This window comes from Bordetella avium (assembly GCF_034424645.1).
In the GTDB taxonomy this organism is placed as follows: Bacteria; Pseudomonadota; Gammaproteobacteria; order Burkholderiales; family Burkholderiaceae_B; genus Bordetella; species Bordetella avium.
In genome coordinates this window covers 1,041,784-1,062,842 of sequence record NZ_CP139969.1, presented here as the reverse complement: position 1 = coordinate 1,062,842, position 21,059 = coordinate 1,041,784, and the positions used below count along the sequence as shown (strand labels likewise).

12 protein-coding genes, 2 tRNA genes and 4 rRNA genes are annotated in these 21,059 nt (G+C 58.8%); 10 read left to right on the top strand and 8 right to left on the bottom strand.

Features of this window, described 5'->3' with window-relative positions:
* Window positions 1-60 precede the first annotated feature (60 nt).
* The 6 genes from leuS to U0029_RS05010 are packed head-to-tail and all read left to right on the top strand — an operon-like array spanning window position 61 to window position 6,670.
* Window positions 61-2,718 carry a leucine--tRNA ligase gene (leuS, locus tag U0029_RS05035; RefSeq protein ID WP_114852789.1) on the top strand — a complete coding sequence of 886 codons (2,658 nt, stop codon included), beginning with the start codon at window positions 61-63 and terminating at the stop codon, window positions 2,716-2,718.
* Between the two features lie 11 nt (window positions 2,719-2,729).
* The gene (locus U0029_RS05030; protein ID WP_114852788.1) at window positions 2,730-3,407 is read left to right on the top strand and encodes an LPS-assembly lipoprotein LptE; all 678 of its coding nucleotides are present in this window, start codon (window positions 2,730-2,732) and stop codon (window positions 3,405-3,407) included.
* A complete protein-coding gene (gene holA / locus U0029_RS05025) occupies window positions 3,407-4,456 on the top strand; it encodes a DNA polymerase III subunit delta (RefSeq protein WP_012418151.1) in 1,050 nt (349 codons plus the stop codon). Before U0029_RS05030 ends, holA begins: the two co-directional genes overlap by 1 nt.
* Before the next feature lie 28 nt (window positions 4,457-4,484).
* Window positions 4,485-5,744 carry a glutamate-5-semialdehyde dehydrogenase gene (locus tag U0029_RS05020; RefSeq protein WP_114852787.1) on the top strand — a complete coding sequence of 420 codons (1,260 nt, stop codon included), beginning with the start codon at window positions 4,485-4,487 and terminating at the stop codon, window positions 5,742-5,744.
* An 8-nt stretch (window positions 5,745-5,752) separates the two neighbouring features.
* A complete protein-coding gene (locus U0029_RS05015; protein ID WP_012418153.1) occupies window positions 5,753-6,142 on the top strand; it encodes a hypothetical protein in 390 nt (129 codons plus the stop codon).
* A gap of 3 nt (window positions 6,143-6,145) precedes the next feature.
* Window positions 6,146-6,670 carry a GNAT family N-acetyltransferase gene (locus U0029_RS05010; RefSeq protein WP_114852786.1) on the top strand — a complete coding sequence of 175 codons (525 nt, stop codon included), beginning with the start codon at window positions 6,146-6,148 and terminating at the stop codon, window positions 6,668-6,670.
* Window positions 6,671-6,674: 4 nt separating this feature from the next.
* Here U0029_RS05010 and U0029_RS05005 read toward each other — a convergent pair whose 3' ends face one another.
* A complete protein-coding gene (locus tag U0029_RS05005; protein WP_114852785.1) occupies window positions 6,675-8,066 on the bottom strand; it encodes an amidase family protein in 1,392 nt (463 codons plus the stop codon).
* Window positions 8,067-8,327: 261 nt separating this feature from the next.
* On the opposite strand from U0029_RS05005, the gene U0029_RS05000 reads away from it, so the two are divergent.
* Window positions 8,328-8,600 (top strand): GNAT family N-acetyltransferase, encoded by a 273-nt coding sequence (locus U0029_RS05000; RefSeq protein WP_114852784.1) that lies wholly within the window; start codon window positions 8,328-8,330, stop codon window positions 8,598-8,600.
* Window positions 8,601-8,602: 2 nt separating this feature from the next.
* On the top strand, window positions 8,603-8,992 hold the full coding sequence (locus tag U0029_RS04995; RefSeq protein WP_114852783.1) for a YchJ family protein: 390 nt from the start codon (window positions 8,603-8,605) through the stop codon (window positions 8,990-8,992).
* Between the two features lie 212 nt (window positions 8,993-9,204).
* Here the strand turns inward: U0029_RS04995 and rrf (U0029_RS04990) are convergent.
* The 7 genes from rrf (U0029_RS04990) to U0029_RS04960 form a co-directional block, all read right to left on the bottom strand.
* A 5S ribosomal RNA gene (rrf, locus tag U0029_RS04990) occupies window positions 9,205-9,317 on the bottom strand.
* Window positions 9,318-9,491: 174 nt separating this feature from the next.
* A 5S ribosomal RNA gene (gene rrf, locus U0029_RS04985) occupies window positions 9,492-9,604 on the bottom strand.
* A 136-nt stretch (window positions 9,605-9,740) separates the two neighbouring features.
* Window positions 9,741-12,622, bottom strand: a 23S ribosomal RNA gene (locus U0029_RS04980).
* A 331-nt stretch (window positions 12,623-12,953) separates the two neighbouring features.
* Window positions 12,954-13,029 (bottom strand) — tRNA-Ala (locus U0029_RS04975).
* A gap of 7 nt (window positions 13,030-13,036) precedes the next feature.
* Window positions 13,037-13,113: transfer RNA gene (locus U0029_RS04970), tRNA-Ile, on the bottom strand.
* A 92-nt stretch (window positions 13,114-13,205) separates the two neighbouring features.
* Window positions 13,206-14,736, bottom strand: a 16S ribosomal RNA gene (locus U0029_RS04965).
* The 16S, 23S and 5S rRNA genes sit together here with 2 tRNA genes alongside, the layout of an rRNA operon.
* Window positions 14,737-15,837: 1,101 nt before the next feature.
* Complete coding sequence (locus tag U0029_RS04960; protein ID WP_114852353.1) at window positions 15,838-17,352, bottom strand: acetyl-CoA hydrolase/transferase family protein; 1,515 nt, start codon at window positions 17,350-17,352, stop codon at window positions 15,838-15,840.
* A 233-nt stretch (window positions 17,353-17,585) separates the two neighbouring features.
* On the opposite strand from U0029_RS04960, the gene U0029_RS04955 reads away from it, so the two are divergent.
* Together U0029_RS04955 and U0029_RS04950 are read left to right on the top strand one after the other, a co-directional pair.
* Window positions 17,586-18,494, top strand: a complete 909-nt coding sequence (locus U0029_RS04955; RefSeq protein WP_114852352.1) for a LysR family transcriptional regulator — start codon at window positions 17,586-17,588, stop codon at window positions 18,492-18,494.
* An 88-nt stretch (window positions 18,495-18,582) separates the two neighbouring features.
* Window positions 18,583-20,898, top strand: coding sequence for a DUF3772 domain-containing protein (locus U0029_RS04950; RefSeq protein ID WP_236841016.1), 2,316 nt, complete (start codon window positions 18,583-18,585; stop codon window positions 20,896-20,898).
* Window positions 20,899-21,059: the final 161 nt, after the last annotated feature.

Below are 21,059 nucleotides of genomic sequence, written 5' to 3'. Positions count from 1 at the left end.
TAATCTAAGGTTTCGAGCGCCCGCTCACCGGGCGCACCCACCCTCTTTTCGCACGAGTCCATGCAGGAACGCTACCAACCCAACCTCGTCGAGGCGGCTGCCCAACAAGACTGGCAGGCCCGTGACGCTTATCTCGTCCATGAATCCGCCAAAAATGCGGACGGCTCGGAAAAGCCGAAGTTCTATGCTTGCTCCATGCTGCCCTACCCCAGCGGCAAGCTACACATGGGCCACGTGCGCAACTACACGATCAACGACATGATGGCGCGCCAGCTGCGCATGCGCGGCTACAACGTGCTGATGCCGATGGGCTGGGACGCTTTCGGCATGCCTGCGGAAAACGCAGCCATTAAGTCCAAGGTGCCGCCCGCCAAATGGACCTACGACAACATCGCCTACATGAAAAAGCAGATGAAGGCGATGGGTCTGGCGATCGACTGGTCACGCGAGATGTGCGCCTGCGATCCCGCTTATTACAAATGGAACCAGTGGCTGTTCCTGAAGATGCTCGAAAAGGGTATCGCCTACCGCAAAACCCAGGTCGTCAATTGGGACCCGGTCGACCAGACCGTGCTGGCCAACGAACAGGTCATCGACGGACGCGGCTGGCGTTCCGGCGCCCCCGTTGAAAAACGCGAAATCCCAGGTTATTACCTGCGCATCACCGACTACGCCGACGAACTGCTCGATCAGGTCAAAAACGGCCTGCCAGGCTGGCCGGAACGCGTGCGCGTCATGCAGGAAAACTGGATCGGCAAGTCCGAAGGCGTACGCCTTGCCTTCCCGCATGACATCAAAGATGAAAACGGCCAGCTCATCCAGGATGGCAAACTGTTCGTGTTCACGACGCGCGCCGACACCGTCATGGGCGTGACCTTCTGCGCCGTAGCGCCGGAACATCCTTTGGCGACCCTGGCAGCACGCAACAATCCTGCTCTGGCCACCTTCATCGAGCAATGCAAACTCGGCGGCACGACCGAAGCAGAAATCGCCACTCGTGAAAAAGAAGGCATGCCCACCGGCCTGAGCGTCAAGCATCCGCTCACCGGTCAGGCAGTCGATCTGTGGGTCGGCAACTACGTGCTCATGAGCTACGGTGACGGCGCCGTCATGGGCGTACCCGCCCATGACGAACGCGACTTCGCGTTTGCTCGCAAATATGGCCTGACCATCCGCCAGGTCATTGCCCAGGAAGGCAAGACCTACTCCGACCAAGCCTGGCAAGAATGGTACGGCGACAAGCAAACCGGCCGCACCATCAATTCCGGCAAGTATGACGGCTTGAGCACCGCCGAAGCCGTCGACGCCATCGCCGCCGATCTGAACGCCCTGGGTCTGGGCGAGAAGCAAACCACTTACCGCCTGCGTGACTGGGGCATTTCTCGCCAGCGCTACTGGGGCACGCCTATCCCCATCATCCACTGCCAGGATTGCGGCCCCGTGCCCGTGCCCGAGCAAGACCTGCCGGTCGTGCTGCCAGATGACCTCATCCCGGACGGTTCGGGCAATCCGCTGGCCAAAAATGAAGCCTTCCTCTCGTGCTCCTGCCCCGCTTGCGGCAAGCCAGCGCGCCGAGAAACCGACACCATGGACACCTTTGTGGATTCGTCCTGGTACTTCATGCGCTACACCTCCCCGGGCAACGATCAGGCCATGGTCGACAAACGCAACGATTACTGGATGCCAATGGACCAGTACATCGGCGGTATCGAGCATGCAGTGCTGCATCTGCTCTACGCACGTTTCTGGACCAAGGTCATGCGTGACCTGGGCATGCTCAAGTTCGACGAACCCTTCACCCGCCTGCTGTGCCAGGGCATGGTGCTCAACCACATCTACTCGCGCCGTACTCCGCAAGGAGGGATCGAGTATTTCTGGCCCGAAGAAGTCGAAAACATCTACGACGCCAAGGGAGCCATCGTCGGCGCCCGACTGAAATCCGACGGCTCGGAAATCACCTACGGCGGCGTAGGCACCATGTCCAAGTCGAAGAACAACGGTGTCGATCCGCAATCGCTGATCGACACGCTGGGTGCCGATACCGCGCGCTTGTTCGTGATGTTCGCTAGCCCCCCGGAACAGACCCTTGAGTGGTCTGACTCGGGCGTTGATGGCGCCAACCGCTTCCTGCGCCGCCTCTGGGCGCTGGCCTATGACCGCCGTGCAGCCGTCGCCCGGGGCCTGGCCTCGGGCTATGCCTGGCAAGACGCGCCCGCGCCGGTCAAGGATTTGCGCCGCGAGCTCTACGGCCTGCTCAAGCAAGCCGAATACGACTACCAACGCATCCAGTACAACACCGTCGTATCGGCCAGCATGAAGATGCTCAACGCCATCGACAATGCCCAATTGCCCGAAGGTCCGGCCGCCGATGCCGCCATCGCCGAAGGCCTGGGCCTGTTGCTGCGCGTGCTGTATCCGGTTGTACCGCATGTCACTTGGCATATCTGGCGTGACCTGGGCTACGCTGCCAAGCTTGGCGACCTGCTCGACGCGCCCTGGCCGCATGTCGACGAGGCCGCGCTGATCGCTGACGAAATCGAGCTTATGCTCCAGGTCAACGGCAAGCTGCGCGGAGCCATCCGGGTCGCCGCCCAGGCCGCCAAAGAAGATATCGAAAAGATCGCCGTGGCCCAGGAAGAGGTTGCCCGCTTCCTGGAGGGCCGTCCGCCCAAGCGTGTGATCGTGGTTCCGGGCAAGCTGGTCAACGTCGTAGGCTGATAAGGATGCGCATGAACCTCGCCGGGCTTTTCCTGCCGTTTTCCAAAGGATCACGCTGGCTCAAGGCCGCGGGCCTGGCTTCGGTCATGCTCCTGAGCGCCTGCGGCTTCAAAATGCAGGGGGAAACCCCCCTGCCCTTCAAAACGCTCTATGTGGGCATCCCTGACAACACGCGCTTTGGCGCCGACGTACGCCGTGCCATCCGCGCTGCCTCGCCCGGCACGCGCATCGTCAATGATCCCAAGATTGCGGCGGCCAATCTGCAACAGGTGCAAAACTCACGCAGCCTGCGTGACGTAGCCCTGAACGCCCAAGGCCGCGTCGAAGAATACGAGCTGGGCCTGGTGTTTACCTTCCGCGTGATCGATCCCAGCGGACGGGCCATCATTCCAGACACCACCTACACCATCTATCGCGACATGCCTTACGACGATGGCGTAGTGCAAGCCAAGCAGTCACAGATCGAAGTGCTGTATGAATACATGCAGCAAACGCTGGTCAGCCGCATCGTGCGCCGCATGACGGCGCCCGACGTCTTCTTGACCATGGACCGTCTGGAAAAAACCAAGGACGACGTGCTGGAAGAAACACCGCTCTACAACCCGAACGAGCGTACCGATCAGCGCAACACGCCGGCCCCCTGGAATACGCCCAACATCACGCCGGGCCTGCCCGTACAACCTGAGTAATGGCGCAACACCTGGACGGAGACGGCCTGCTCGATCATCTGCGGCGCGGACCGCTGGCGGGGCTCTACACGCTCTCTGGCGACGAACCGCTGCTGGTCATCGAGGCCGGTGACGCTCTGCGCGCCGCTGCCCGCCAGGCCGGCTATACCGACCGTACCACCCTGGTCATGGACGCGCGGGGCGACTGGAGCGCCGTACTCGCGGCAACACAGACCGTATCGCTATTCGGCGACCGCAGCCTCCTCGAGATCAAAATCCCCACAGGCAAACCCGGTAAAACCGGCGCCGACACCCTCATCCGCCTGGCCGAGCAGGCCGGGCGGCAGACCCAGGCCGAGACACTGGTCGTCGTCTCTTTGCCGCGACTGGACCGCGCCACGCGCGAATCTAAATGGGCGCTGGCGCTGGCTCGCAGCGGCGTGATCGCCGAGATTCCCACCATCGAACGCGCCCGCCTGCCGGCCTGGATCGGCGCCCGGCTGGCGCGCCAGAATCAGCGCGTAGACGGTGCTACCTTGCAATGGATGGCCGACAAGGTCGAAGGCAATCTGCTCGCGGCACACCAGGAAATCCTCAAACTCGGCCTGCTCTACCCCGAGGGTGAGCTGGCCGCTGACGACGTCGAGCGTGCCGTGCTCAACGTCGCCCGCTACGATGTCTTCGGCTTGCGCGACGCCATGCTGGCAGGCGATATCGGCCGCACCGTGCGCATGCTCGACGGCCTGCGCGCAGAAGGCGAAGCCCTGCCCCTGGTTCTCTGGGCAGTCGGCGAAGAAATCCGCTTGCTGGCGCGCATTGCCCAGGCCCGTCAACAAAAGCAGGATGTCGGCGCCCTGATGCGCCGCCTGCGCATATTCGGTGCGCACGAACGCCTGGCCCTGCAGGCCTTGGGTCGTGTGCCGCCTCAAGCCTGGCCTGCTGCGGTACAACACGCTCACGAAGTCGACCGGCTGATCAAAGGCTTGAGCGTACCCGGGCGCCTGTCTGACCCCTGGGAAGAAATGACACGCTTGGCGCTGCGCGTAGCCGCAGCGGGCGCGCGTGGCTGACCCCCTTACCTGAAACGGATAATCCGTCATGTCCTCGATCGAACAAATCATGCTGACCCTGGGTGAAAACGCCCGCCAGGCCTCCCGCGCCATGATGCGAGCCAGCGGTACCGCCAAGAACCGTGCGCTCTTGGCGATGGCCGAGTTGATCATCGACGGTAAAGCCGCCTTGCAGGCCGCCAATGCGCTCGACCTGGAGGCGGCTCGCGCCAACGGCCTGGAACCCGCACTGCTAGACCGGCTTACGCTCTCTGACCGCAGCGTGCAGCTCATGGCCGAAGGTCTGCGCCAGATTGCCGCGCTGCCCGACCCGGTCGGCAGTCTGGGCCCGACCCAAGTACGGCCCAATGGCATGCGTGTGGCGCAAATGCGGGTGCCGCTGGGCGTGATCGGCATCATTTACGAGTCGCGGCCCAACGTGACCATCGACGCAGCGGCGCTTTGCCTGAAATCCGGCAATGCCACGATTTTGCGTGGCGGCAGCGAAGCCCTGCACTCCAATCTTGCATTGGGCGCTATTGTTCAAGCCGGACTGGCGGCGGCTGAGTTGCCTCCGGCTGCCGTACAGGTGGTTAGCACCACGGATCGCGCCGCCGTCGGCAAACTGGTCACTATGACCGAACACATCGACGTCATCGTGCCCCGAGGCGGTAAAGGGCTGATCGCCCGTCTGGCGCAAGAAGCCCGCGTACCGCTCATCAAGCACCTGGATGGCAATTGTCACGTTTATATCGATGCCGCCGCCGACCCGGATCGTGCGCTGGAAATCGCCTTCAACGCCAAGACCTACCGCTATAGCGTCTGCGGTTCGATGGAAACCCTGCTCGTGCATCGAGCAATCGCGCCTACTCAATTGCCACGCATCGCCCGTGCACTCATCGAGCACGGCGTCGAGCTGCGTGGCTGCGAACGCAGTCAGGCCATCGTGCCCGGCATGGCCGCCGCCAGCGAAGAGGATTGGGGAACCGAGTATCTCGGCCCCGTCTTGGCAGTGCGTGTCGTGGATGACCTGGACCAGGCGATGGAACACATCGCCCGCTGGGGTTCCGGCCACACCGACGCCATCGTCACCGAAAACCTCGCCGCAGCGCAGCGTTTTCAGCGCGAAGTGGACTCTAGCTCGGTCTACGTCAACCTACCCACCGTTTTCGCCGATGGTTTCGAATATGGTCTGGGCGCCGAAATCGGCATTTCCACCAATCGCCTGCATGCCCGTGGCCCGGTTGGCCTAGAGGGGCTCACCACCTATAAATGGGTATTAACCGGCGAAGGCCAAACCCGCGGATAACACACACCATGCCGGCCTTCTACTCCCAGACCTTCGTCTTCGTATTCAGCCTGTTCGTGCTGTGCTTCATTACCTGCACGCTATGCGGCCTGGTGTTGTTCTTCTGGAAAGCACCACGCGTCAATGCCGTACTGAAGCACCCACTGCTCGAACACCGCCCCTTCCGGCAGCAGCCCCTCTCTGTCCAGGCCGCCATTTTTCTCGACTATTTTCTGCGCCTGACCATGCCAGGCGGCAAGCGCTGGGTCGCAGGTTACGCCAATCAACTACTCAAACACGTCGATCCCAAGCAAGTCCCACTGGACGTCAAATGGCCGCTCATTGGATTCTGGGGCGGATGCTGGGTCGGCCTGATTGCCATGGTGGCACTGTGGGCCATGGTCCTGATCGGTCGATAAACCATGCGCCTCATCCCCTTCGGTCTAGACCATTTCGTTCAGCTCGCCAGTTGGCTCCCAGATCAGCGCGGCGCTGCGCAATGGGGCGGCTCGCTGGTCCGCTACCCCTTGGATGCGCCGCAATTCGAGAACATGCTGGCTGAAAACAAAGGCGATTATCCCGCCCGCCGCTGCTGGATGGCCGAAGAAAACGGCGATCTCGTCGGGCACGGCCAACTTGCCTTCGAATGGCACGATGGCAATGCGCGGCTCGGTCGCATCGTGATCGCACCTGAAGCGCGAGGCCAGGGCATGGCCAAGATCATGCTGCGGCAACTGATCGATCACGCCTTCTCACACCCAGAGATTCAGCGTGTCGAACTGAATGTCTACACGTTTAATACCGGGGCCATCAGCGTCTATCGCAGCCTCGGTTTTGTATGGGAAGGCGTGCGCCGGTCTGCCACTCCCAGCGGCGTCGGCGACGAGCGCTGGGATACCGGCATCATGGCCGTGCTGCGCCCAGAATGGGCGCAGCAGCAGGATTAAGGCTCTAGGCGGCTATGCTCACTGGCGGGCCGGCCTCCTCGATCAATTGCCCGGCATCCAACAAGATATCTTCACGATAGCGCGCCGCCAGCAACTGCACGCCCACGGGAGCGCCCTTTACCTCGCCCGTCGCCACGGCAAGGCCAGGCAAACCCATGAAGGGCAGGCCAATCTGGGTCATTTGCGCCTCCCATACCCGCCGGTAAGCCGCCTCCCCCTGCTTGTCCAGGCCATCCGCAAAAGGCAGCTCGGCCGACACAGGGGTCAGCATGAGCGGATAGGTATCGAAAAAGCACTGCCAGTCGCGCACCAGCGTGGCTCGTCGCGTCAACGTCGCCTGATACGTGGACAGATCCAGACCGCGAAAGGCCTCGCCCTGCCCCCGCAGGGCAATCAATGCGCCCTCATCCTCCTCGCGTTCGGCCGCTGCAAGCATGGCTTCATAACCATCGGCGAGCCACATACGTAGCTGTAGTTGCGCCGCCTCACGCATCGGCGGACCTTGTTCGATTTCGTCGACTTGCCAGCCCGCATCCCGCAAGCGCGCGGCCGCCTGCCGCAATGCGTCTTCGACCGCAGGCACGATATCAAGCCCATCCGGGCGCAGCCACAGCGCCGCCTTTCTCTCGTAGCCAGGCCCCTCGAGGGGAGCGGGAACATACCAGGGGTCTCGTGAATCGGGGGCCGCCAGTGCCAGCAAGCCCAGGCGTACATCGGCGATGCGCCGGGCCAAGGGACCCGATACCGCCGTAATCTGCCCGCCCAAGCCCCTTTCCGGCAAGGCCGCGTTGAATGCCGGCACTCGCCCCAATGACGGACGCAGGCCATGAACACCGCAAGCATATGCCGGATAGCGGATAGAGCCCGCGATATCGGTGCCGTGCGCCAAATGGCCAATGCCCGCCGCCACTGCCGAAGCGGCCCCGCCCGACGAGCCGCCCGGCGTCAACGCCACATTGCGAGGATTACGGGTGGCGCCATAAAGCTGATTATCGGTAAACCAGCGCAGCGAAAATGCCGGCGTATTCGTGCGGCCCAGAATCACCGCCCCGGCTCGCAGCAGATTATCGACAACCGGGCTGTTACGCTGCGCGATGAGATCCCGTTGCAAGCGCACCCCATTGCTCGTAGCAAACCCTTGCTGGTCTACATTGATCTTCACCGTGACTGGCACTCCCCCCAACAGCCCCAGAGCATCGCCTCGGGCACGCCTGGCATCGCACTGCCGAGCGGCGGCCAAGACGGCTTCAGGATCGAAGTCGACCACCGCATTGAGCGTCGGGTTCACCATCTCCAGCCGTTTCAAGGCGGATTGGGCAGCCTCCAAGGCCGAAAACTCGCCCCGCCACACACCATCTGCCACCTCACCTGCCGACAACCGCCAAATCTCTGTCACGAGCTCTTCCTTTTGTAGCGCCCCGCACACGGGGTGGACGACAGACACCTTAGCCCTCGACGAGCGGTGGAACAAGCTGGCATTGACACCTAGTGCGACCGTCCATCACCGCACAGCGCTGGAGCTACGCTCATGCGATCGCCACCGACGATGTAGACAGACATAAATGCACGAATGACCGCAGCCTGACCTCGGCAAGAATAAGCAAGCAGGGCAGATCCATGCCAAAATGTCCGCATCTCAGGCCTGCGCGAAAAGACCATGACTTCAATTACTCACCGGACCGAGCAAGCCCGTTTTGAACTCATCGTAGACGGGCGTGCCTGCGTGCTGGACTACCAGCTTCGCGATGGCGTCATGGCCATTTTGCATACCGGCGTGCCTGCAGAGGTGGGCGGGCGCAGCATCGCCGGCCAGCTCACCGAATTCGCGCTGCAAACCGCTCGTGAGCGTGGCTGGAAAGTACGCCCGCTCTGCAGCTATGCCGCAGCCTTCTTCAAGCGCCACCCTGAGTACAACGATCTCCTGCGCTAACCGTGAAGAAGTCCCCGATCCACACCGCCTGCCCTTGTGGCAGCGGTGCCGACTACACCGTTTGCTGCGAGCGCTGGCAACAGACTCCCGCACCTGACGCCGCGCATCTCATGCGCTCGCGTTATAGCGCTTACACGCGCAACGATATCGACTACGTGCTTCGAACCTGGCATCCCGATACCCGGCCTGCCACGCTGGAAACCAATCCGCCCGATCTGAAATGGTTAGGGCTCGAAGTACGGCGGCACCAGCAACAGGACGACAATCGAGCCATCGTCGAATTTATCGCTCGTTACCGTCAGGCCGGCCGGGCCGTTCGCATGCATGAAATCAGTCGTTTTGAAAAAATCGACGGCCAATGGTATTACCTGGACGGCGAATTTCCAGCCTGACTGTTGCACGTCAAAATGCTCTCCATCGCGCATTCGCAAACACCTTGAATCCGTAGCAGCCCTAGCCGGAATAAATCCCGTGCATTGGGCCTGCTTCGTCATTTTCTAAGCAGCCACGCCCCGTCATCAAGGCTCCCTGGCACGTCCTGGCGAGCCGCGCGCCAAAAACAAAACCCCGCAAGCACGAGCTTGCGGGGTTTTGAGGGATAAAAGCCTAACGATGACCTACTTTCACAGGCGTAAACCAACTATCATCGGCGCGAAGGCGTTTCACTGTCCTGTTCGGGATGGGAAGGAGTGGGGCCACCTTGCTATGGTCGTCAGGCGTAAACGGCACAGTGGCTGACAGAATCAACCACTTGAAAGCGATGTTAACAACAGCTTAGGCGGGCTTAGCTTAAACCGCTCCCTGGTTTGCTCAAGCACAGGGCTTGTGCGAGCGACACTCAGGAAAACAAAACCCCACAAGCGGTAGCTTGTGGGGTTTTGAGGGATAAAAGCCTGACGATGACCTACTTTCACAGGCGTAAACCAACTATCATCGGCGCGAAGGCGTTTCACTGTCCTGTTCGGGATGGGAAGGAGTGGGGCCACCTTGCTATGGTCGTCAGGCGTAACTGGCTAAGCAGTTGACGCTGTTGTCAACAGCTTGAATTTGGAAGAAGCGTCACGCGGGTTGCGTTGATGTATGTTCAGACGGCACTGGCGCGTATGGCCAGCAATCGTATATGTAAGACTAAAGAGTTATAGGATCAAGCCGCACGGGCAATTAGTATCGGTTAGCTTAACGCATTACTGCGCTTCCACACCCGACCTATCAACGTCCTGGTCTTGAACGACCCTTTAGAGAGATCTAGTCTCTGGGATACCTAATCTTCAGACGAGTTTCCCGCTTAGATGCCTTCAGCGGTTATCTCTTCCGTACTTAGCTACCCGGCAATGCCATTGGCATGACAACCGGTACACCAGAGGTACGTCCACTCCGGTCCTCTCGTACTAGGAGCAGGCTCCGTCAAGTATCCAACGCCCACGGCAGATAGGGACCAAACTGTCTCACGACGTTTTAAACCCAGCTCACGTACCTCTTTAAATGGCGAACAGCCATACCCTTGGGACCGGCTACAGCCCCAGGATGAGATGAGCCGACATCGAGGTGCCAAACACCGCCGTCGATATGAACTCTTGGGCGGTATCAGCCTGTTATCCCCAGAGTACCTTTTATCCGTTGAGCGATGGCCCTTCCATTCAGAACCACCGGATCACTATGTCCTGCTTTCGCACCTGTTCGACTTGTCAGTCTCACAGTCAAGCACGCTTATGCCATTGCACTATCAGCACGATTTCCGACCGTACCTAGCGTACCTTCGAGCTCCTCCGTTACACTTTGGGAGGAGACCGCCCCAGTCAAACTGCCCACCATGCACTGTCCCCGATCCGGATAACGGACCAAGGTTAGAACCGCAAACAAACCAGGGTGGTATTTCAAGGACGGCTCCCTCGAATCTGGCGACTCGAGTTCTGCGCCTCCCACCTATCCTACACAGGCCGGTTCACAGTTCAATGCAAAGCTACAGTAAAGGTTCATGGGGTCTTTCCGTCTAGCCGCGGGTAGATTGCATCATCACAAACACTTCAACTTCGCTGAGTCTCGGGAGGAGACAGTGTGGCCATCGTTACGCCATTCGTGCAGGTCGGAACTTACCCGACAAGGAATTTCGCTACCTTAGGACCGTTATAGTTACGGCCGCCGTTTACCGGGGCTTCGATCAAGAGCTTGCACCCCATCACTTAACCTTCCGGCACCGGGCAGGCGTCACACCCTATACGTCGACTTTCGTCTTTGCAGAGTGCTGTGTTTTTAATAAACAGTCGCAGCCACCGATTCTCTGCGACCCCATCATGCTCAGCGCGCAGGCGCCTCACACTACCGGGGCATACCTTCTCCCGAAGTTACGGTATTAATTTGCCGAGTTCCTTCTCCCGAGTTCTCTCAAGCGCCTTGGAATATTCATCCCGTCCACCTGTGTCGGTTTGCGGTACGGTCTCGTACAGCTGAAGCTTAGAGGCTTTTCTTGGAACCACTTCCAATCACTTCGCGAGACATGCTCGCTCGAGCCACACCCTTGATTTACGCGCCCGGATTTGCCTAAGCGCCATCTTCAATGCAGCAACAGGGACATCCAACACCCTGATGATCTTCCGCGATCCGTCCCCCCATCGCACTGTACGACGGTGCTGGAATATTAACCAGCTTCCCATCAGCTACGCATCTCTGCCTCGCCTTAGGGGCCGACTCACCCTGCGCCGATGAACGTTGCGCAGGAAACCTTGGACTTACGGCGAGGGGGCTTTTCACCCCCTTTATCGCTACTCATGTCAGCATTCGCACTTCTGATACCTCCAGCAGCCTTCACAAGCCACCTTCGCAGGCTTACAGAACGCTCTCCTACCGCGTGTACTCAAAGTACACACCCGCAGCTTCGGTTTATCACTTAGCCCCGTTACATCTTCCGCGCAGGACGACTCGATCAGTGAGCTATTACGCTTTCTTTAAAGGGTGGCTGCTTCTAAGCCAACCTCCTGACTGTCTATGCCTTCCCACTTCGTTTCCCACTTAGTGATAATTTGGGACCTTAGCTGGCGGTCTGGGTTGTTTCCCTCTTGAGTCCGGACGTTAGCACCCGGTGCTCTGTCTCCCAAGCTGTACTTGCGGGTATTCGGAGTTTGCCATGGTTTGGTAAGTCGCCATGACCCCCTAGCCATAACAGTGCTCTACCCCCCGCAGTAATACTTGAGGCACTACCTAAATAGTTTTCGGAGAGAACCAGCTATTTCCAGATTTGTTTAGCCTTTCACCCCTATCCACAGCTCATCCCCTAGTTTTTCAACACTAGTGGGTTCGGTCCTCCAGCACGTGTTACCGTGCCTTCAACCTGGCCATGGGTAGATCATCTGGTTTCGGGTCTACACCCAGCGACTCAACGCCCTATTCGGACTCGCTTTCGCTACGCCTTCCCTATTCGGTTAAGCTTGCCACTGAATGTAAGTCGCTGACCCATTATACAAAAGGTACGCCGTCACCCCACAAGGAGGCTCCGACTGTTTGTATGCACACGGTTTCAGGATCTATTTCACTCCCCTTCCGGGGTTCTTTTCGCCTTTCCCTCACGGTACTGGTTCACTATCGGTCGATCACGAGTATTTAGCCTTGGAGGATGGTCCCCCCATCTTCAAACAGGATTTCACGTGTCCCGCCCTACTTCTCTTACGCTTAGTTCCACCACCCGCATTTCATCTACAGGGCTATCACCTGCTACGGCCAGACTTTCCAGACTGTTCGATTATACGGATGGCTAAATCGTAAAGGCTCTTCCGATTTCGCTCGCCACTACTATCGGAATCTCGGTTGATTTCTTTTCCTCGAGCTACTGAGATGTTTCAGTTCACCCGGTTCGCTTCCACTGACCTATGTATTCAGTCAGGGATACTGCTTGCGCAGTGGGTTTCCCCATTCGGACATCTACGGATCAAAGCTTGTTTGCCAGCTCCCCGTAGCTTTTCGCAGGCTACCACGTCCTTCATCGCCTGTGATCGCCAAGGCATCCACCATGTGCACTTAGTCGCTTGATCCTATAACACTTGAGTCTTATAGGTTGCTGTCATTTCGCGTTTGTGCCGTTCTTAAGTTCAAAAGCTCTGACCATCTCTGGTCAGCTTGAGACTTGGAACATAATCATGCAATCACAACCCGTATTCATCTTCGTCAAGTTCCCTTGATTACTCGATAAACACTTTACGTTGTGCTTCTTCCAAATTGTTAAAGAACATATATAGCTGTCAGGCCTAAACCTAACGATTAAGACTGCTCGCAACCTTAACCGTTAACCTCAGACTCGCGAAGGATGAAACCTCTCTCTAACCGCCTCACTTCCAATCCGGCATCAACCGAATCAAAAGTAACTGGTGGAGGTGAACGGGATCGAACCGATGACATCCTGCTTGCAAAGCAGGCGCTCTCCCAGCTGAGCTACACCCCCGTATTCGTGGTGGGTCTGGTTGGATTCGAACCAACGACCCCCGCCTTATCAAGACGGTGCTCTAACCGACTGAGCTACAGACCCCAGACTTCAAATCTTCCGGATCTGTTCGATCCTTCGCAGCTATATTCAAACAACCGATAAGCGTGGACACTTAATGCGAGCACTTAGCTCTTAAAGGAGGTGATCCAGCCGCACCTTCCGATACGGCTACCTTGTTACGACTTCACCCCAGTCATGAATCCTACCGTGGTAATCGCCCCCCTTGCGGTTAGGCTAACTACTTCTGGTAAAACCCACTCCCATGGTGTGACGGGCGGTGTGTACAAGACCCGGGAACGTATTCACCGCGACATGCTGATCCGCGATTACTAGCGATTCCGACTTCACGCAGTCGAGTTGCAGACTGCGATCCGGACTACGATCGGGTTTCTGGGATTGGCTCCCCCTCGCGGGTTGGCGACCCTCTGTCCCGACCATTGTATGACGTGTGAAGCCCTACCCATAAGGGCCATGAGGACTTGACGTCATCCCCACCTTCCTCCGGTTTGTCACCGGCAGTCTCATTAGAGTGCCCTTTCGTAGCAACTAATGACAAGGGTTGCGCTCGTTGCGGGACTTAACCCAACATCTCACGACACGAGCTGACGACAGCCATGCAGCACCTGTGTTCCGGTTCTCTTGCGAGCACTCCCAAATCTCTTCGGGATTCCAGACATGTCAAGGGTAGGTAAGGTTTTTCGCGTTGCATCGAATTAATCCACATCATCCACCGCTTGTGCGGGTCCCCGTCAATTCCTTTGAGTTTTAATCTTGCGACCGTACTCCCCAGGCGGTCAACTTCACGCGTTAGCTGCGCTACTAAGGCCCGAAGGCCCCAACAGCTAGTTGACATCGTTTAGGGCGTGGACTACCAGGGTATCTAATCCTGTTTGCTCCCCACGCTTTCGTGCATGAGCGTCAGTGTTATCCCAGGAGGCTGCCTTCGCCATCGGTGTTCCTCCGCATATCTACGCATTTCACTGCTACACGCGGAATTCCACCTCCCTCTGACACACTCTAGCTCGGTAGTTAAAAATGCAGTTCCAAAGTTAAGCTCTGGGATTTCACATCTTTCTTTCCGAACCGCCTGCGCACGCTTTACGCCCAGTAATTCCGATTAACGCTTGCACCCTACGTATTACCGCGGCTGCTGGCACGTAGTTAGCCGGTGCTTATTCTGCAGGTACCGTCATTTGCGCAAGGTATTAGCCTGCGCCTTTTCTTTCCTGCCAAAAGTGCTTTACAACCCGAAGGCCTTCATCGCACACGCGGGATGGCTGGATCAGGGTTTCCCCCATTGTCCAAAATTCCCCACTGCTGCCTCCCGTAGGAGTCTGGGCCGTGTCTCAGTCCCAGTGTGGCTGGTCGTCCTCTCAAACCAGCTACGGATCGTCGCCTTGGTGAGCCGTTACCCCACCAACTAGCTAATCCGATATCGGCCGCTCTAATAGTGCGAGGCCCGAAGGTCCCCCGCTTTCCCCCGTAGGGCGTATGCGGTATTAGCTACGCTTTCGCGTAGTTATCCCCCGCTACTAGGCACGTTCCGATACATTACTCACCCGTTCGCCACTCGCCACCAGACCGAAGTCCGTGCTGCCGTTCGACTTGCATGTGTAAAGCATCCCGCCAGCGTTCAATCTGAGCCAGGATCAAACTCTTCAGTTTAATCTCTGTGTTGCGCCGTTAATCTCTTAACGACGACTTTCGCTTGCTCAAAGGAAGTGAGGTGATAGTTTCGAAAAACTAAACCTTACTTCTATATGAGCACTTGATAGTTTCGCTTCCCGTCAGACCTAAGCCTGACGTTGCGCACTCACACCAAGTGCCCACACTTATCGGTTGTTTAATTGTTAAAGAGCGGTCTTGCTAATTCTGTACTACCTTACTGCTTCGCTTCTCACTTACCGCGTCGCTCGGCTTATCTGCCGTTCGTCGCTGCATCGTTGTCAGCAGCAGAGAAACGAGATTATGAAGGAGTTTTTTTCGTTTGTCAACTCAGCTTCGCTTTTTTCGTATCGCTTGCGAAGATTTTTTTCTCCACTCACGCTACCGGCGAAACACCGAGTTGGCAACTTACTCACCACCTCACAGCAACCTAAGTCACTGCTCACCTCTTATCTCACTTCCTTGCTCTAGCAGCTCTCGAAACACCCTGCCGTTTTGCAGATCCGGGTAAACCCGAATGTTTCGATAACTGCCAAGCCCGAAACTATAACACAACTTTTTGGAATTTTGCAAGTCACTCGCAATTTTTTATTCCCCGTCGTGCCGCACTGGAATCCGGGCCGGCTATCGCCTTAACCTCTCTCCCCGTGCCTGACGCCTATCTGCTCTTCCCACGTTTCGCTTTGCGATAACCGCTTTGGAATCAAACACATAAACCTCAATTCCGGCTTCACTTCACTGACTGCGCCGCGTCTGCGTTGCTGTCTGTGCTGCGAAGGAGGCGAACTATAGCACAGCTTTTTTCGCCCTGTCTCGGCTTTGACTCTTTTTTTAAAGAAAAATGAAAAATAATCCTGCACCCGAGCAAATCGAGGCAGTTCGTCCAATAAATTCAGCGCTTGCCTATATGGACAGCCCTCCACCTATGACAGCCCCCCCTTCTAATAGGTAGCGTACTTTCTTAGCCTATATATTCTTAGCCTATATATAGCTGCTCCCCTCCCCCCATGTCTCAGCACTCGTTCTCTCTTTTGGCGATGATGGGCCAATAAAAAAGCCCCCAAAGATTGGAGGCCGGAATGTACAGGTGAGGCAGGAGGCTCAGGCGGCTCGCAGCGCTTTGGCTACAGGCTGCATCGAGCCGGTCTCCTTGTGACGCAGGTGCCAGGAGAACGCTTCTTCCAGCAAATGCGGTGTTTGCCCGCCATGCTGACAGGCGCGGTCGAAGTAATCCTGTAAGGCATTCCGGTAGGAAGGGTGCACACAGTTGTCGATAATGGCTTGCGCCCGCTCGCGAGGCGACAGACCCCGAAGATCCGCCAGACCGCACTCAGTCACCAGAATGTCCACATCGTGCTCGTTGTGATCCACATGGGTAATCATGGGGACGACGCTGGAAATATCGCCCCCCTTGGCCACGGACTTGGTGACAAAGATGGCCAGGTGGGCATTTCGGGCGAAATCTCCCGAGCCGCCGATGCCGTTCATCATATGGGTGCCGCCAACATGGGTGGAGTTCACATTGCCATAGATATCGAACTCCAAGGCGGTGTTGATGGCGATGATGCCAAGCCGGCGAACGATCTCGGGCGCATTGCTGATTTCTTGGGGCCGCAGCACCAGGCGCTCACGGTAATGATCGATGTTACCCAGCAGGCGTTGATGCACGGTTTCAGACACCGTGATGGACGAAGCCGAGGCAAAAGCCAGTTTGCCGCTATCCAGTAAGGCAATGGCGCTGTCTTGCAGCACTTCGGAGTACATCGTCAAGCCTTCGAAATCAGCCTGCCCGAAGCCATGCAACACCGCATTGGCGATGGTTCCAATACCTGCCTGCAGGGGCAGTAGCGAACGAGTCAGGCGGCCCGCCGCGACTTCTGCTTCCAGGAAATGCACGATATGGCCGGCAATCATGGCAGTGTCGTCATCCGGGGGCAGCGCATTCGAGGGACTGTCCGGGTCACGCGTGAATACGATGGCCGCGATCTTTTCCGGATCGACCGCAATCGCCGCGGCGCCAATCCGCTGCTCGGGGCTCACGAGCGGAATGGGCGCCCGGACGCCGTGAGCGGCAGGTACATAGATGTCGTGCAGGCCTTCAATGCTGGCGGGCACGCTTTGATTGATTTCGATGATGACGACTTTAGCCTGATCGACAAAGGAAGCCGAGTTGCCGACCGACATCGTAGGTATGATGCCGCCGTCTTCGGTGATGGCCGCCGCCTCGATGATAGCGACATCGATAGGATGCACGTGGCCGGCTCGAAGTTGCTCAACAGTCTCTGACAAATGCTGGTCAATGAAGCGGATCTCTCCCTGATTGATCTTGCGGCGCAACGTGGTGTCAACCTGGAAGGGCATCCGGCGAGCCAGCACATTAGCCTGCGCCAGCAACTTGTCGGTGTCATGCCCAAGCGATGCGCCGGTGATGAGGGTAATCTGGAGAGGATGCTCCGCCGCGCGCTCAGCCAGCGCGGCAGGCACGGCTTTACAGTCGCCCGCACGCGTGAAGCCGCTCATGCCGACGGTCATGCCGTTTTGAATCAGTTGTGCGGCTTCCTGAGCCGTCGTTACGCGAGAGCGCAGGCCCGCATGCCGGATACGATCGAGGTCCATGGTGTCTCCAGACTTCTGAAGCCGCCGACACATGCCCAGGGCATGTTGCTGATAGACCTTGTCTCTACATGCCTGGACACCGTCTGCTGCGGCGTTTTCGATTCGTCATCGACGATGCTCTTGGCGTCCTCGTGACGGGTTGGGCGCAGTATAGGAAGACGAGACAGAATCTCGTAATGACTTAAAATCATCAATATCAGTCGTTTTTTTCATTATTTACGGAGATAGCGGAAATGGATGTTCGCGCCCTGCGCTATTTTTCGGAGACCGTGCGTTGCGCCAGTTTTACTGAGGCGGCCAGGCATTTGTTCGTAACGCAATCCACCGTCAGCAAGATGATCCGCCAGCTTGAAGAAGAAGTCGGCACCCCTTTGCTGATACGGGACGGCCATACCGCACGGCCGACCGACACCGGCCGCATCGTCTATGAGCGCAGCCTGCAGATTCTGGCCGCAATGCGGCAACTGAGTGCCGAGGTCAAGGAGGCTGCCGACCTGGAGCGCGGCGAATTGGAGGTGGGCATTCCTCCGATGATCAACCTGCTTTTCATTCCCGTGGTGCGGCAATTCCGCGAACGCTATCCGCGAATCCAGCTCAGTCTGCGCGAGGGTGCCGGTCAGGAGGTGGAGCGGCTGGTGGCCGCAGGCGAGCTTGAGGTCGGTGCGACCGTGCTGCCGGTGGCGGCCGGCGGCCCGCTGGAATCGCGACGCTTTGGGCTTTATTCGCTCTGGGCGCTCGGTCCATCCAATGCCCCCTGGGCCAACCGGACCACATTGCCGCTAAGCGCCCTGCGAGACGTCCCTTTATTGATCCCCACCGAGGACTTCGCACTTACGCGCCGCTTGAGACAGGCCTGCGAGTCCGCCGGCTTCGATCCGCGAATCGCCGCGCAAAGCGCGCATTGGGACTTTCTGGCAGCCATGGCCTCATCCGGTCTAGGCACGGCCATCCTGCCCGAACCCTTGGTGCAGCGTTTGAAAACCCGCGGCCTGAGCACAGCCAGGCTGGCGCGATCCGGCGTGCAATGGGAGGTGGGCCATATCTGGGTGCGAGACCGCTATCTATCTCACGCGGCACGGGCCTGGCTGGAGATCTGCTCGGCGGTACTGACCCCGCCAGCAACCCTGGCCGCTCAGGCGTAAACTGCTACCGCACGGCCCCGGCGGCCTTGCCTCCTCTCACCTAGCATCGACGATGAATCCGACTGCACATTTCTGGCGCCTGTGTTGCATGCGTCTGTTTCTGATTCTCTCTCTGGTCTTGGGCTGTACGACCTGGGCGCAGCCGCCGCAGGCCAATGTCGAAGCGGCCTTGACAGAGGCGCGCAAGGAGATCGACACCCTGCGCAAAGGCCTGAATGAGCAGACCGATGACAATGAACTCGTGCAACGTCGCACCGCTGCCCTGGATATCCGCACTCAGGCCAATGAGGCGGCAGATGCCCTGGCGCCCCAGTTGTCGAGCGTCGCGGCCAGGTTGACCGAACTGGGCGCGGCGTCGCCGGCCGGCAAAGAGACGCCCGATGTCGCCGCGCAACGCGCCCAGCTAGAGAAAGACAGCCGCAACCTGGATTCGCAGTTAAAGCTAGCCCGCCTACTGGCCGTTGACGCAGCGCAGACGGCTGAACAGATTTCCGCATTGCGCCGCACGCGGTTCCAGGCACAGCTCGGAGAACGCAGCGGTTCGCCGCTGTCCGCGGCGTTCTGGTCAGATCTCAATGGCGAACTGCCGCGCGATCTGAAGCAACTATACGAGTTAGGCGATGAGGTGCGAGAGAGGGTCGCCGACACGCCCGCCTGGGTATGGACGGTGCTGGTGATGCTGGCTGGCGCAGTCGTCGGCCTGCGTTACTGGGCAGGCCAACGCATCATGAAGCTGACTGCAATGCGCGTGCCCGCCGGACGGCTTCGGCGCTCCATTTTAGCGATGACGGTCGTTGCGCTATCAACGCTGGCCCCCGCACTGGTTGCCGAGCTCTTGGTGGTCGGACTGAGCTGGAATGGGGATATTTCAAATGACACCCAGACACTGCTTGCCAGCCTAGTCGAAATCGCCGCCGCTGGCGGCTTTGTCGCCGGTCTGGGTTACGCCCTGCTTTCGACACACCGCCCATCGTGGCGCCTGGTGCCGCTGCCCGATTCCGTAGCCGACGGCCTGCGCTGGCTGCCTCTCACGCTCGGCGTACTGGTGGTGGCGGCCCGGCTGGCCGAGCGCCTGCCCGTGCTGATCAACGCCAGCCTGACCAGCACGATTGCACTCAACACCCTGGTCATCGCAGTCATGATCGTGGCCCTGTTCGCCGCCCTGATCTATGCCGAACATGTACGCCGCCGGGAGGCGCCGCAACCCCGGCCCCTGTGGCTGGTCGCGTTCAATACGGCGGCCTGGATCGTCCTGCCGCTCAGCACGCTGGCATTACTGATCGGGTATATCGCTTTGGGCAGCTTTTTGGTGCGCCAGGCGCTCTGGACCCTCGCCGTAGTGGCTTCGGTCTATCTGCTATCGGCCTTGATCGATGACGCTTGCACCACGCTACTCGGCGGCACGCACAAAGACGAAGCCACAAGCCCTCAAAAACGCCTGCGCGGGCAGGCTGCGGTGCTGCTTTCAGGCATGCTGCGCTTGATGCTGATCCTGAGCGCGATCATTCTGTTGCTGGCTCCATTTGGCGAGGCTCCTGCCGATCTGCTGCATCGCCTGGATCTGCTTTACCAGGGTCTGCAGATCGGCGAAGTGCAGATCCGGCCTGGCGCGTTGGCGCAGGCCTTCCTGGTTCTGGCGCTGGCTTTGCTATCCGTACGCCTGCTCAAACATTGGCTTGCCAGCCGTTATCTTCCGACGACTGAGCTGGACCCCGGCATGCAGACCTCGGCCGCCACCCTGTTCGGCTATGCGGGTTTCGTTCTGGCTATCGCCCTGTCGCTGTCAGCCCTGGGCATAGGACTGGAGCGTGTGGCCTGGATCGCCAGCGCGCTCTCGGTGGGTATCGGTTTTGGTCTGCAGGCGGTGGTGCAGAATTTTGTCTCCGGGCTGATCCTGCTCGCGGAGCGGCCTGTGAAGGTAGGCGATTGGGTCTCGCTCGGCGGCATCGAGGGCGATATTCAGCGCATTAATGTGCGCGCCACCGAAATCCAGATGAGCGACCGCTCAACAGTCATCGTTCCCAACTCAGAATTCATCACCAAGACGGTGCGCAACGTGACGCACGCCAATCCGCAAGGCGTGGTGCAGATCAAACTGCCCATGCCCTTGTCGACCGATGCGCGGCGGGTACGCGAGGTCATGCTTCAGGTCTTCCGCGACCATGAATCCATTTTGGAGGCCCCCGCCCCCGACGTGTATCTCGACGGCATCGATAATGGCCGCCTGGTGTTCAATGCCAAGGGCTATGTGAGTTCACCGCGCAACGCTTATAGCGTGCGCAGCGCCTTGCTATTCGAAGTGCTGCATCGCCTGCCGCAGGCCGGACTGGACATTTCTCCGCCCAGCACCATGGTGTTGCAAGCCGCCCCGGCAAACCCGGCTGGCGAACCAACACAGCAGTAATCGACGCCCGCACCGTGGTTGCAATCTGCGGCGCTAGACCAAACCCGCAGGACCTCGCGCCTAAGCCGCCGGCCAGGAAAGCCGGTCTCCCTCGCCATGGTTTCCAGCGGATGGCGGCCGGCCCTCAAACGAGCCACAGTCTTTGAGGCCCCAGGCCCCGT

Excerpts from the sequence above, each read along its gene's own strand:
- leuS (WP_114852789.1), top strand. The coding sequence starts at position 61 with ATGCAGGAACGCTACCAACCCAACCTCGTCGAGGCGGCTGCCCAACAA.
- U0029_RS05030 (WP_114852788.1), top strand. The coding sequence starts at position 2,730 with ATGAACCTCGCCGGGCTTTTCCTGCCGTTTTCCAAAGGATCACGCTGG.
- holA (WP_012418151.1), top strand. The coding sequence starts at position 3,407 with ATGGCGCAACACCTGGACGGAGACGGCCTGCTCGATCATCTGCGGCGC.
- U0029_RS05020 (WP_114852787.1), top strand. The coding sequence starts at position 4,485 with ATGTCCTCGATCGAACAAATCATGCTGACCCTGGGTGAAAACGCCCGC.
- U0029_RS05015 (WP_012418153.1), top strand. The coding sequence starts at position 5,753 with ATGCCGGCCTTCTACTCCCAGACCTTCGTCTTCGTATTCAGCCTGTTC.
- U0029_RS05010 (WP_114852786.1), top strand. The coding sequence starts at position 6,146 with ATGCGCCTCATCCCCTTCGGTCTAGACCATTTCGTTCAGCTCGCCAGT.
- U0029_RS05000 (WP_114852784.1), top strand. The coding sequence starts at position 8,328 with ATGACTTCAATTACTCACCGGACCGAGCAAGCCCGTTTTGAACTCATC.
- U0029_RS04960 (WP_114852353.1), bottom strand. The coding sequence starts at position 17,352 with ATGGACCTCGATCGTATCCGGCATGCGGGCCTGCGCTCTCGCGTAACG.
- U0029_RS04955 (WP_114852352.1), top strand. The coding sequence starts at position 17,586 with ATGGATGTTCGCGCCCTGCGCTATTTTTCGGAGACCGTGCGTTGCGCC.
- U0029_RS04950 (WP_236841016.1), top strand. The coding sequence starts at position 18,583 with ATGCGTCTGTTTCTGATTCTCTCTCTGGTCTTGGGCTGTACGACCTGG.